Origin of the sequence: Rhodococcus sp. 114MFTsu3.1 (genome assembly GCF_000383555.1) — a bacterium.
GTDB lineage: Bacteria > Actinomycetota > Actinomycetes > Mycobacteriales > Mycobacteriaceae > Rhodococcoides > Rhodococcoides fascians_E.
Window position 1 is genome coordinate 77,264 of the sequence record NZ_KB911552.1, and the last position, 12,972, is coordinate 90,235.

Annotated in this window: 11 protein-coding genes and 1 pseudogene; 6 read left to right on the forward strand and 6 right to left on the reverse strand. The window is 65.0% G+C overall.

Annotation, left to right across the window (positions count from 1 at the left end; genetic code table 11):
* Positions 1 to 52: 52 nt before the first annotated feature.
* Together nirB and H292_RS0116535 are read right to left on the reverse strand one after the other, a co-directional pair.
* Entirely contained in the window at positions 53 to 2,560 is a 2,508-nt protein-coding gene (gene nirB, locus H292_RS0116530) for a nitrite reductase large subunit NirB (RefSeq protein ID WP_020112100.1), read from the reverse strand.
* A gap of 51 nt (positions 2,561 to 2,611) precedes the next feature.
* The gene (locus tag H292_RS0116535) at positions 2,612 to 4,036 is read right to left on the reverse strand and encodes a nitrate/nitrite transporter (protein WP_019666076.1); all 1,425 of its coding nucleotides are present in this window, start codon (positions 4,034 to 4,036) and stop codon (positions 2,612 to 2,614) included.
* A 470-nt stretch (positions 4,037 to 4,506) separates the two neighbouring features.
* On the opposite strand from H292_RS0116535, the gene H292_RS28760 reads away from it, so the two are divergent.
* From H292_RS28760 to H292_RS0116555, 5 genes and pseudogenes are all read left to right on the forward strand, one after another.
* Complete coding sequence (locus H292_RS28760) at positions 4,507 to 4,635, forward strand: hypothetical protein (protein ID WP_019666077.1); 129 nt, start codon at positions 4,507 to 4,509, stop codon at positions 4,633 to 4,635.
* A gap of 42 nt (positions 4,636 to 4,677) precedes the next feature.
* Positions 4,678 to 4,932, forward strand: a pseudogene (locus tag H292_RS28765) (GAF domain-containing protein); the annotation flags it as partial.
* A gap of 30 nt (positions 4,933 to 4,962) precedes the next feature.
* Entirely contained in the window at positions 4,963 to 5,694 is a 732-nt protein-coding gene (locus H292_RS0116545; protein ID WP_230594163.1) for a hypothetical protein, read from the forward strand.
* A gap of 284 nt (positions 5,695 to 5,978) precedes the next feature.
* Positions 5,979 to 6,491 carry a hypothetical protein gene (locus H292_RS0116550; protein WP_019666079.1) on the forward strand — a complete coding sequence of 171 codons (513 nt, stop codon included), beginning with the start codon at positions 5,979 to 5,981 and terminating at the stop codon, positions 6,489 to 6,491.
* Positions 6,491 to 6,886: a hypothetical protein gene (locus H292_RS0116555; RefSeq protein WP_020112103.1), complete on the forward strand. Its 396-nt coding sequence runs from the start codon at positions 6,491 to 6,493 to the stop codon at positions 6,884 to 6,886. Before H292_RS0116550 ends, H292_RS0116555 begins: the two co-directional genes overlap by 1 nt.
* Positions 6,887 to 7,428: 542 nt before the next feature.
* On the opposite strand, the gene H292_RS0116560 is transcribed toward H292_RS0116555, so the two are convergent.
* Positions 7,429 to 8,676, reverse strand: coding sequence for an MFS transporter (locus H292_RS0116560; protein ID WP_019666081.1), 1,248 nt, complete (start codon positions 8,674 to 8,676; stop codon positions 7,429 to 7,431).
* 100 nt (positions 8,677 to 8,776) lie between these two features.
* On the opposite strand from H292_RS0116560, the gene H292_RS0116565 reads away from it, so the two are divergent.
* Positions 8,777 to 9,442, forward strand: a complete 666-nt coding sequence (locus H292_RS0116565; RefSeq protein WP_020112104.1) for a FadR/GntR family transcriptional regulator — start codon at positions 8,777 to 8,779, stop codon at positions 9,440 to 9,442.
* An 18-nt stretch (positions 9,443 to 9,460) separates the two neighbouring features.
* Here H292_RS0116565 and H292_RS0116570 read toward each other — a convergent pair whose 3' ends face one another.
* From H292_RS0116570 to H292_RS0116580, 3 genes are all read right to left on the reverse strand, one after another.
* Positions 9,461 to 10,315 carry a TIGR02569 family protein gene (locus tag H292_RS0116570; protein ID WP_026347942.1) on the reverse strand — a complete coding sequence of 285 codons (855 nt, stop codon included), beginning with the start codon at positions 10,313 to 10,315 and terminating at the stop codon, positions 9,461 to 9,463.
* Between the two features lie 46 nt (positions 10,316 to 10,361).
* Positions 10,362 to 11,537 carry an adenylyltransferase/sulfurtransferase MoeZ gene (gene moeZ, locus H292_RS0116575; RefSeq protein ID WP_033190542.1) on the reverse strand — a complete coding sequence of 392 codons (1,176 nt, stop codon included), beginning with the start codon at positions 11,535 to 11,537 and terminating at the stop codon, positions 10,362 to 10,364.
* Positions 11,538 to 11,619: 82 nt separating this feature from the next.
* Positions 11,620 to 12,756, reverse strand: coding sequence for a DUF3152 domain-containing protein (locus H292_RS0116580; protein ID WP_019666085.1), 1,137 nt, complete (start codon positions 12,754 to 12,756; stop codon positions 11,620 to 11,622).
* Positions 12,757 to 12,972 lie beyond the last annotated feature (216 nt).

Consider the following 12,972-nt stretch of genomic DNA (forward strand, 5'->3'; position numbering starts at 1 on the left):
TACCCGGGTGTGCACATGCGTGCAGACCCGGGAACCGACCCGCGTGAGGTGCTCAGGCGCCGATCTTCGGCATGCCCATCAACACCGGCACCTTGCGCCGGCCGGTGTCGTCGAACGAGATGGTCGGGTCCGACTCCGCGGGAGCGTTGACGAACGACACGAAGCGGCCGAGCTTCTCCTCGTCTTCGAGTACGCCTGCCCATTCGTCCTTGTAGCCCGCGACGTGGCGCTCCATGTCGGCCTCCAACTCGGCGCCGATGCCCAAGCTGTCCTCGCACACGACGGCCTTCAGATGGTCGAGACCACCGTCGAGAGAATCGAGCCACGGCGCGGTGCGCTGGAGCCGGTCCGCTGTCCGCACGTAGAACATGAGGTACCTGTCGATGTAACTGACCAGCGTCGCATCGTCGAGGTTCGACGCCAGCAGCTGAGCGTGCTTCGGAGACTGTCCGCCGTTGCCACCGACGTACAGGTTCCAGCCGTGTTCGGTCGCGATGACGCCGACATCCTTCCCGCGGGCCTCGGCGCACTCGCGTGCACAGCCGGACACTCCGAACTTGATCTTGTGCGGAGACCGCAGTCCGCGGTAACGGTTTTCGAGATCGACGGCCATTCCCACCGAATCCTGGACACCGTATCGGCACCAGCTCGACCCGACGCAGCTCTTCACCGTCCGCAGCGATTTTCCGTACGCCTGGCCGGATTCCATGCCTGCGTCGACCAGTCGCTTCCAGATGGCGGGCAACTGCTCGACGCGTGCACCGAACAGATCGATGCGCTGGCCACCGGTGACCTTGGTGTAGAGGCCGAAGTCGCGGGCGACCTCACCGATGACGATGAGTTGCTCCGGGGTGCACTCGCCGCCCGGCATTCGCGGTACGACCGAGTAGGTTCCGTTCTTCTGGATGTTCGCCAGGAAGTGATCGTTGGTGTCCTGCAGAGACGCCTGTTCGCCGTCGAGAATGTGGTCCGAGGAAGTGGACGCCAGAATCGACGCGACGACAGGTTTGCAGATATCGCAGCCACTTCCCGTTCCGTACTTGGCGATCAGCGACGAGAACGTGCGCGTGTTCGTCGCGCGGACGATCTCGAACAGTTCCGCGCGGGATTGACCGAAGTGCTCGCACAGTGCCTTCGACATCACGACACCGGACGCCGCCAACAGTTGCTTGATGGACGGCAGGCAGCCTCCGCAGGTGGTACCGGCGGTGGTGCAGTTCTTGACCGAGGCGACATCGCACGCCCCGTCCGCGATCGCGCCGCAGATCGCACCTTTGGTGACACCGTTGCACGAACAGATCTCGGCCTCGTCGGGAAGTGCGCCGATGCCCACTTTTTCCGCTACGGGTGAGATCAACGAGCCTGGATCGCCCGGCAATTCACGACCGACGAGCGGACGCAGCAGCGAGTAGGCGGTGGCATCGCCGACGAGAATTCCACCGAGCAACGTCTTCGCATCGTCGGAGACGACAAGTTTGGCGTACGTCCCCTTCGGTGCATCGCTGAAGACGACCTCGAGTGCACCCGGCGTTGCGGCCATGGCGTCACCGAAACTGGCGACATCCACGCCCATCAATTTGAGTTTGGTGGACATGTCCGCGCCCGGGAACTCGGCAGCGCCGCCGAGCAACCTGTCCGCGACGACCTCCGCCGTCGAGTACCCCGGTGCGACCAGTCCGTAGCAGCGACCGTCGACGGCGGCGCACTCACCGATGGCGAACACTGCCGAATCGGATGTGCGGCAGCCGGCGTCGACAAGGATGCCGCCACGTTCCCCGACGTCGAGGCCGCTCTCCCGTGCCAGACGATCCTGTGGACGCACGCCCGCGGAGAAGACCAGCAGGGCTGCGTCGATGGTGCTGTCGTCGGACAGTTCGACCGTCAGCCCGGCGCTGTCGTTCTCGGTGATGGACGACGTCCCGACGCCGGTGTGCACGTTGAGCCCCAGGTCGGTCACCAGCCGCGCCAGGAGCGCGCCGCCGCCTTCATCGACCTGCAGCGGCATCAACCGCGGCGCGAACTCGATGACGTGCGGAGTCATTCCGAGCTTCTTCAGCGCATTGGCTGCCTCCAGCCCCAGGAGGCCACCGCCGACGACCACGCCGACCGCGCCCGGTCCCGCCGCGTCGGCGCGGGCGCGAATGCGATCCAGATCGTCCAGGGTGCGGTAGACGAAGCACTTGTCCAGGTCGTGTCCGATTATGGGCGGCACGAACGGGTAGGAGCCAGTCGCGAACACCAGTGCGTCGTAACCGATCACCTCACCGGTCGACGTCGCAACCGTCCTACCTTCGCGGTCGACGCTGTCCGCGCGGACACCGAGCCGCATGTCCACCGCGGCGTCGCCCGGGTAGTCGTTGCCGGCGAGCGCCAGTTCCTTGTGATCCCAGGCCCCGACGTACGACGACAGACCGACGCGGTCGTAGGCAGGCAGCGCCTCCTCGCAGAGGACGGTGACTTTCCATTCCGCTGCCTCGTCGCGAGACCGCAATGCCTCGACGAAGCGATGTCCGACCATGCCGTGACCGATGACCACCGCGTTCTTCGTCGCGTTCTTCATCAGGGGTTCCTTCCGAGAATTACTGCAGAGCATTGAAAGACGGGGAGGGCGTCAGACTTCCACCGAGGACTGGGTGGCCTCGTCGGCGATTACACGCGGTCTGCGCAGGTAGACGGCGTATGTCACCGCGCAGCACAGTACGTAGAAGGCGAGGAACACCCAGAAGGCCGTGGTCGCGGACTTCGCCTCACCGGAGTACGACGCGCGCAGAACCAGGTTGATGCCGACGCCGCCCAAGGCGCCGATGGCGCCTGCGATTCCGATGAGCGCTCCGGACATCCGGCGGGACCAGTGCTGCTGTTCCTCGGTCGACATGCCCTGCAGCTCGGTTGATTTGGCGGCGAAAATCGCCGGAATCATCTTGTAGACCGAGCCGTTGCCGAGACCGGACAGCAGGAACAGCAGGATGAATCCGACGACGAACAGCGCCATCATCGTGCCGCTGGCTGCCCCCGCAGTGTTGTCGTCCCAGGTGCTTGCGGCCACCAGAATGCCGGTGGCGAACACCATCGACACGAAGGTGTACAGCGTGATCTTGCCGCCACCGATCTTGTCCGCGAGCTTGCCGCCGAACGGGCGGGAGATGGATCCGAGAAGTGGACCGAGGAAAGCGATCTGAGCTGCGTGGAGTGACGCCTGCGCCTGCTGGGCGGCCGTCGCCGGTGCACCGTCGGTCAATCCCGCGAGGAAGTTGATCTGCAACACCTGGCCGAACGCGAAGCTGAAACCGATGAACGAACCGAAGGTGCCGATGTAGAGGAACGCGATCCACCACGAGTCCGAGAACCTGAGGACGTCGATCATGGAGCGCCCGTTGGTCTTCTGGTTGTCGAGGTTGTCCATGAACAGTGCGGCGCCGACTGCGGCGATCGCGATGAAGACGAGGTAGACGGCGCAGACGATCTCCGGTGCCGTGTTGCCGATCGTCGCGATCACGAGCAGACCGATCAGCTGAATGACGGGAACGCCGATGTTGCCGCCGCCGGCGTTCAGGCCGAGCGCCCAGCCCTTCTCACGCTGCGGGTAGAACGCATTGATGTTGGTCATCGACGATGCGAAGTTGCCGCCGCCGAGGCCCGCGAACGCCGCGACGACGATGTAGGTCGTGTACGACGCCGGGTTCAGCATGAAGTACATGGTCAGCACCGTCGGGACCAGAAGTACGAGAGCGCTGAAGATCGTCCAGTTCCGACCGCCGAACTTCGCTGTCGCGAAGGTGTACGGGATACGAAGCACAGCGCCGACGAGCGTGGGAACGGCGACGAGGAAGAATTTTCCTGCGGCGTCGATTCCGTACACCGACACAGGCATGAACAGCACCATGACCGACCAGATCGACCAGATGGAGAAGCCGACGTGCTCGGCGACTACGGACCAGATCAGATTCCGCTTCGCGATCGCCTTTCCACCGGCCTCCCAGGCCGCGACGTCCTCGGAGTTCCAGTGGCTGATGCGGTGCTTGATCGACACCGGCACCGTCCCCGGAGGGGGTGTCGACGGTGTGGGTGTCGATTCGGGCGCCGCATCGGCTTGTGGTGCCTCGGGAATGCTGGTCACGTGGGCCTCCTGATCGCGTGGGAGACCCAAAGATAGAAAAACCATGTTGCGCGGGCGCTGCGCGCGGTGACCCCTTGATTAACTTGGTCTCACGAACACGGAACGCCTGCCGTGAGGACGCCGTCGCGGTCACCACCGACGCTGCACTGTTTCCGCTCGGCGCGCATCCCGCGGTTCGGTGGCGAACGGCCCGGTGATTGGCGAAAATCCCCGACGGCGGCGCCGGTGCCGACGGATCGGCGAGCCGGTTCAGCCGCGCACCGCTGCGAATGAGGCCATCACCGACGCCTACACCCGCGGCTGGACGGCGGGTGCGGGACTACCTGAAACTGATGCCCTCGACACCGATCTCCCAACTCATGCAGGAACACCACTGTCACGGCCCTACCATGAACGTCTCCGCGGTGTGCGCTTCCGGCAACGCCGGCCTGCTCACGGCCAAGATGTGGCTGAACACCCATGTCGTCGACGACGTCGCCTTCGTCGCCCGAGAGGTCCGAGCCCAGTGCGTGCACTGACGCATGCACCCCCATCGTGGCCGTGTGTGCGATGGTTGAACGGTGACAGCGGGGAAGAGCAGTTGGTTGCTTGTCGATGTGGTCGATCTGCGGGCGATGTCGGTGGTGATGGTCGGAGACAAAGTGCGATCCGGTGTACCGCTGCAGTCGGTGGTGACTCGAAATCAGGACCGCATGCTGGAGGTTGTACGGGCATCGGTCCGCGCGAAGGACCCAGTCAGCGTGAGCATTTCGCGATCGAGACGCATCACAGCAGTGCCAGTCATCGACAGCGTTCTCAGCCGTGTGCACGGGGTGTGGGTGAGCACTCACCCAGAGGAAGAACTCGTGGCAGTTCCTTCGCCGTCATGGTGCTTCGTATGGGATTTGGCCGAAGGATTCGCCTATCGTAGTGAGGCAGTGGGAATGTCGTCGAGCTGGGCCGATCTCGGTGTGCCGGTGCGGCGTCCGATCGCGGATGCATTGCGTGTGTTCGACATGGGAGATCACAACACCGCGGCTCTGGCCGGGCTCGCTCGTAAGTCCGGACGCAGCATCGATCGGTACACAGTGGTCGAACACCGCCCGGACGGTGATCGGCAAGTGCATTTCGTTGTGCACTCGGTCACTGAGAAGTCCGGGTCGTCGACTGAGAATGGCGCGCAAGTCCGGTTCCTTCGAGGGCTCTCGGTCGATATCGGCCATGCTCCACCCCAGTCGAGACCCCGACGATCGGCACTCGGGGATCGGATCGCGCAGGCGTTGACACCGCCGCGGCAGTACCGAGCCATCTCCGACCCCGATACGCTCAACCTGCTGTACTGGCACGGCCCTGCGGCCCCGCGCATCGCGTGGATGTCCGACAACACGACGGACAACCCGATCATCGATCCAGCGGACCTTCCTGCGGCGCAACGCGCAGTCGACGAGCTGCGCACATCCGGTCCGGGTCACAGCGTTGCGCTGACAGTCCGGTTTCTCACCATCGACGGCGGATACGAACCCGTCGAGCTGTCGGCGTCGCTACTCGACCTCGAATCGGGACAGTGCGCCTTGCTGGTTGTGCTGACCGTCGAGTAAACGGCACACCAAACGTTGCCATGCAGTGTCCGACTCCGTTTGGTAAGTTCCACAGCAATACGCTTCGGTGTGTGAAGTTCGATCCTGGGACACGTCGGGACGGTCTTCTTCCAGCCCCGTGTGGGAGCTGATGGGCATGCTCGCGTGAGCGTGCCGTGTCGCCGTTCCACCCGGCCCAGCATCTTGGCGCGACCTTGCTGGCCGGTCCGTACCCGAATCGACTTCCCTCCCATGAACCGGGAAGACAGAAATTGGAGTGAGCTGTGCACGTGAAAAATGTTGCTGTGTCATCCGGTTTGGTCGCGGCGATCGCATTGACGATCTTCGCCGTGCCCGCGTCTGCTCAGCCCAGCGTCGGTCCCGGTCCCACTACTGGCGAGGCGCAGGAGCAGGAGCAGCCAGTGGATCAGGATCGTGTCGAGCAGATCGACGCGGAGAAGTTGGTGCTCTTCAACGACCAGCTTGCCGCCGCCGGCAACGAGCAAATCCTCACAGGAACAGTGGCTCTGGAGTATCGCACCGACGGCAGCGTGGTGGGGTACCTCGCGGATGGCACCACCTACGAACGGTCCGCAGCGGCGCTGGAGAACAACCCGCTGCTCCGCGCCGGGATCGTCGACGAAATCAAGCGGGTCGTCGCAGCCTGCTTGGGCGTGTCACTGACTGCCACCGGTTTCTGGGCCAGCATCGAAGCCGAGTTGACCAGTTGGGACCGGGCCGCGAAGTTCTTGGTACGTAGGCTCGGCGTGCTCGGCGCAGTCAGCTGCGCCGGTGGGATCATTTGGGAGTACATCTGATGAACGACGCACTGCTCAGAGCGGACCGGCGCACGAAAGACTTCTTCGGCGGCCCCGGTCTCGGAGTGATCGCCCTCGTTGTCGTTGTCGCAGTTGCCGTTCCGGTCGTTGTCTCTTCCGCGGGGTGGTCGACGTTCGGCGCTGCCGCTGTTGTGTATGCGGTCGCTATCGTGGCGGCGACGCTCGCTGTGGCGATACGCCGCGGAGCTGGACGTTCGAGCGTGGTGGCTGCCGGCGGAGCGGCGGCCATCGCGATCCTGTTCGTGGTTGGGTACACCGGGATCTTCAGCATGTCCGACGATGTCCGATGGTCCGGTTCGAGCGCGGTGACCGGGATGGTTCTCGGTTCACTGGTTCTCGGCTTGCTCGTTCGCCGAGGACGGGACAGTCGTTGACGGTGTGACGAACAGTCAGTATCCGGCAGCACCGCGGCGTACGGCAGTCATGACGCATGCCGCGGTGCTGCGCGTATCGGCCGGACCGACCGAAAAGTGAGACAGCCCAGCCTGCCATCGAGGCGGTTATTCAACCGAATGGATAGCTGCGGGTAGTTTCCGCACCGTCATGCTGAAGTGACGACCACCGTTGATGCATCAACTGCGGATTTTTGATATCCGATTCTTTAATCAGTCCGGTGTGGTTGTGCAATTGTCCCGGAGTACAAGTTGGTCACCTTGTGAGTCCCCTAAATCGTCGGGAGGGGCGTAGCGCGGATGGAATTGGCGGGCTGCTTGCCGAAGATGCTGCAGACAGTTTCTTGCGACGCGAGGGTGTACAGAGGCTTGCGTCTCCCACAATACGATTGCCGCCTCCGTCGTCGTAAGCGATACGTACAGCAAATCCGCTACAACGCTGTGCAAGTCTGTGGTGCCGGGGTGACTGACATGGTCGCCGAAGGTCGATCTTCTCCGCGCATGAATGTCGTCGAGCCTGCGCCTCACCACGTGTCTTCGAGCATGCGGGGCCTGCAGCACTGGTATCCCGCGACAAGCAGAACTGCGACGCAACCGGTGAGAACCAGGATCGGGACGCCCCAGCCCCCGGAGAGCGTGTGCAGGAAACCGAAAGACAGCGGACCCGTCGCCGAGACCACGTAGCCCAATCCCTGCGTGAACCCGGACAGGCCGGATGATCCCGCCGGAGTCCGTGTCCGAAGGTTGATGAGCGTCAACGACATCGGGAACGTCATGGTGCCGAGCCCGACGAGGCAGACCCACACCACCGTTCCACTGGTCGGGGTGAAATGCAGGCCGGCGAATCCCACCAGGTAGAAGACAGCGGCGGCGACGACGAGGCCGTACGGGTTGCGCAGCCGAGCGCACAGCGACGGTGCGGCCAGTGACGCGATCAGACCCATTCCACCGAACGCGGCCACCGACGCCCCTGCTGCGGCCTCCCCGATGCCTGCGTCGGTGAGCACGGTCGGCAGCCACGTGAGCATCGCGTAGGTGATGAACGACGTCATCGCGAACATGCCGACCATCCCCCAGGCCAGCGACGACCGCCAGATACGACCCTGCGGCTTCTCGTGCACAGCGGACGTGCCGCCCTCGCCGGTCGTGTCCGCGACGTCGTGGCCGCGACGCGACATCACCACGCCCAGCCAGGGCAGGGCCGCGGCCAGGCCCACGAACGCCCAGATTCCGATGGACAGTCGCCACCCGTGCGCGTCGGCGACCGGCACCGCCAGCAACGGCGGGACCATGGTGCTGACCTGCAGTGCGCAGATGTACATGGTGCTCACGATGGCGAGTCGGTCGGAGAAGTACCGCTTCACCAGAGGTGGGATGACGACGTTGCCGATTCCCATTCCGGCGAGAGCCACCGCGGACAGGAGAATGAGCGACGCGGTGCCCGGAGCGAAGGCCCTCGTGGCCATGCCGACCGTCGTCAACGCCATCGCGAGAAGAGCAGCGCGTTCCATACCGGTTCGCTTGACCAGGACGGGCGTCAACAGTCCGAAGACGGCGAACATCGCCGGAGGAAGCATGCCGATGAGTCCCACGACGGACGACCCGAACTGCAGGTCGGTTCCGATACGGCCGAACAACGGGCTGATGGACGTCACTGCGGCGCGGAGCGTCAACGCGGAGACGATGATGGCGGCGAATACAAGGACGCGCCCGCGCAGAAGGTTCTGCGCCTCGGCGCCTGCCCCGGTCTCGGTCGTTGCGGTAGTACTCACGGCAGAAATCATAGGATGACCGGATCACCAGACGCAAAGAAGTTAAACTGGCCGCCGAACGACAAGCCGACAACATCGAACGACGACGGGGAGAGCACGGGTGCAGCAGGTTCAACGGTCCAGCCTGATCTCGCAGGTGACAGCGCAACTGCGGGCCGAGATCGTGGCCGAACGCTGGCCCGTCGGCACCCGAATCCCCACCGAAGCCGAGCTCTGTGAACTGACCGGCACCGGCCGCAACACCGTCCGCGAGGCAGTGCAGGCCCTCGTGCACGCAGGAATGGTCGAACGCCGTCAAGGGTCGGGCACATTCGTGCTGGCGACCTCGGACCTGGGCGGAACGCTCGGCAAGTACTTCGCCGACGCGCAGGATCGCGACGTCACCGAGCTGCGACGCACCCTCGAAGTGACCGCGGCGATGCTGGCGGCCGAACGCCGCGACGCTGCCGACGTCGTCGCGTTGACCGCGGCGCTCGCCGACAGGCACTCGGCGTGGGCGCACGACGGCACCGATACCGCGATCGCGGTCGATGCCAAATTCCACCGCGCCATCGTCGCGGCCAGTCACAATGCCATCTACCTCGAGTTCTACGACTCGCTGATGCCGATCATCGTCCAGACGATGCACCACCACGTCGCGGACCACGACAACGGATACGACGACGAGCACTCGGCACTGGTCGACGCCATCGTCCGCGGCGACGCCGAAGGCGCTCGCACGGCATCACTGAGGTTCTTCGACGAACTCGAGGCGCCGGAACACTGACTCCCGAGCCCTCGTCGCTCAGAGCAGCAGCCTCACCAGGTCCGCGGTGCGCGCGAGACCGGGGAATGCCTCCGGGGTCGAACGCGGGTGGAGCGCATGAACGGAAAATCGAAAGATCAACGCGCGCAACAACATCTGCGGCCACTCCGGGAGATCTTCCCAACGCCCGATCAACGCGTCGTCGGCTCCGCCCCACGAGATCGCGTCGACGACCGTCACCGCGGCTGCCCAGGAGGCCGGCCTCCAGTACGGCGCGATGTCGGTGATACCCGGCGCCTCGCTTCCGTCGAACAACACGGTCCCGAACAGGTCACCGTGCACCAACTGATCACCGACACCCACCGGCTTGCGGAGGCTCGCAAGCTGCTTGATCAATTCCAGGCTCTGCTTGCCGTCCACCGAGGTGACCTCCGGCGCCCCGGCCGCACGAGCCACACGCAGCGGCGTCGCCTCCCACGCTGCACGGTCCGCGGCGGTGAAGACGTCCGCATCGGACCACGGCGCGACGGGCGGCTGCACCAGAAAGCGCGGTCGTTCCAAGCCGGCAGTCGCGGCATGCAGCCTCACCGACAGGGAGACGACCTCGTCGTGCCGCGGTTCCGGCGAGCCGACGATGAACGTGTCCGCGCGCCAACTACTCACGACGTAGCGGCCGTCCGTCGACCGCACCGGGCGCGCCAAACGCAGACCGTCCACGGCCAAGGTCTCGCGCACCTTCGCGGACCACGCGGCTCGCGCGTGGTCGGCGACCGGGGACAGCACGACGTCGCCGAGCCTCCATCCACCGTCCCAATCCGCACCGAGAGGCACGGGAGGCACGTCGCGCAGCCCGAACGTGGAGATCACGTGCTGAGGGGGTTCCACTGAGCTCACGTTCGTCACGCTACCGTGGGCCGCTTCCGACAGGGAGGAAGGCGCGCTAGTACACCGGAAGAGACGGATCGATCTGCCGAGCCCACGCGACGATGCCACCGTGCAGGTGAACAGCGTCGGCGAAACCGGCCTTCTTCAGCACTGCCAACACCTCCGCCGACCGAATTCCGGTTTTGCAGTGCAGAACGATTCGGCGATTCTGCGGAAGCTCCGCCATCGCTTCACCGGACAGGAATCGACCCTTCGGAACGAGCGTCGCGCCGTCGATCCTGACGATGTCCCACTCCACCGGCTCACGCACGTCGATCAGCGCGATCTCGTCGGGCCCCTTCAACAACGCCGCGAGTTCCGCGGGGGTGATCGACGACGATTCGGCGGCATCGGCTGCCTCGTCGGTGACCACACCGCAGAATTCGTCGTAGTCGATCAGCTCGGTGACCGGACGCCGATCCGGGTCCCGCTGGACGCGCAGGGTTCGGTAACTCATCGACAACGCGTCGTAGATCATGAGCCGCCCCAGCAAGGTCTCACCGATTCCGGTGATCAGTTTGATCGCCTCGGTGACCATGATGGAACCGACGGACGCGCACAGCACACCGAGCACACCGCCTTCGGCGCACGACGGCACCAGTCCCGGCGGCGGCGCCTCCGGGTAGAGGTCGCGGTAGTTCAGCCCGAGACCACCGGGGGCGTCCTCCCAGAACACCGATACCTGGCCCTGGAACCGGTAGATCGACCCCCACACGTACGGCTTGCCCGCCAGGATCGCAGCGTCGTTGACCAGATACCGAGTCGCGAAATTGTCGGTGCCGTCCAGAATCAGGTCGTACTGCCGGAACAGGTCCACCGCGTTGCTGTTGTCCAGCCGAATCTGGTGCAGCCGCACGTCGACGCCGTCGTTGAGCTCGAGAATGGACTCACGCGCACTGACGGCCTTGGGCCGCCCCACATCGGACGCCCCGTGAATGACCTGACGCTGGAGGTTGGACAACTCGACGTCGTCGAATTCCACGATTCCCAGCGTGCCCACCCCGGCTGCGGCCAGGTACAGCAGAGCAGGCGAGCCGAGGCCCCCGGCGCCGATGACGAGCACACGCGCGGCGCGCAGACGTCGCTGACCGACAGTGCCGACATCGGGAATGATCAGGTGGCGGCTGTAGCGGGCGACCTCGTCGTAGGACAACGGGCCCGACGGTTCCACCAGGGGCGGCAACACGCTCATCGACTTGCTTTCTCCTCGCGGGCACCGCCGACCGTGGCCCCGTGCCACGGCGGCGGACTTCAGGCCACGCTACTCGCCGACATCAGCCTCGCGGATACGGCCAGGGATTGAATCGGCACGTCTTTCCGTCCATCGGAACCACGCCCTCCGGATCGAGCCGGGCGATGTCGTCGTTGGCTGTTCCGAACGTCTGCTGCATCATCACCGGCGCCAAGCCACCGTCGGTTTCGCACGGCTGATGTTGCTGGTATCCGATGGCGTGCCCGACTTCGTGGTTGATCTGGTACTGCCGGTACGAACCGATGTCACCCTGGAACGCGATGGCCCCCCGAACCCAGCGCGGCTCGTTGAGCACGACGCGGCCGATACCGGGGTTGTAGCAGGACACTTCGAGTTGAATGTCGTACCCGCAGGCCTGCCGAATGCTCATCTGAGACGTCAGCGAGATGCGGAAATCCGGTTCACCCTGATCGATCCGTCGAAAAGCGAAGCGTTGATCGTTGGTCCAGCTCTTCGGATTGCCCAACGTCTGATCGACGAGTCGGCCGAACGACTCCTCGCCGCCGAAACCGGCCGTGTCGACACCGTCCTCGACCTCGACCGTGTAGGTGAACACCCGTTCGCTCCCCTGGCCCACCTGACCGGTCGAGCCCTGCACGACATGCCACGTCCCCGCACCCTGGACCGTGAACGAACCTCCGTCGGGCAGCTCACCGGAGGGAACGGAATCCGCGAAGTTGCCGTCCGCAGCAGGCGGAACACCGATCACACCCGTCGAATCCCCACTCGGGCTGAGGGCACCGAAACCCGGATCAGCCGGTTGATCGATACCCGACGACGCCGTCGTCGTCGGCTCACCGGTACGCACCGCATCGAAAACCACCAACGACGTCACCACCAGCAGAACCGGAACCGCATAGGCGCGCCACCCGTACACCGACGTGAACTTGCCCAGCTTGGATTGCTTCTTCGCCTGCCGAGGCGGTCGCGGCGCCCGAGTGCGAGCCGACTCGTCACGCGCCGTCGGATCCCACTGAGCCCGCAGAGGTTGGTGAGAACCCCGGCCGCCGACACCACGGGAAAAGTCCCCGTCCCGGCTCCGGCCCTCGACCGGGTGACGCCGCTCGACGCGCCGTGCGGCAGAGGCCGGACGCTGGTCGTCGTACTCGTCGTCGGCCCACGCCCTCCCGCTGCGTCGCGGCCCACCTCGGTCACTCACCTCGCCAGAATCTCACAGTCGCCGGCATACGCCGTTCGCCGCGCCGATGTTTGTACTTCAGAACAATCCCCACACCGCCGTAGTGCACGCGAAACGGGGTGAGAGCGCCGTTTCTCTGGTATTCGTCACTGCGACTGGCGCACCGCCGTCCCGACGATGCGGCGCGCTGCGGGTATCGTTGCTCCACGACCTGCGCTACGGACACCCCTTCGGCGC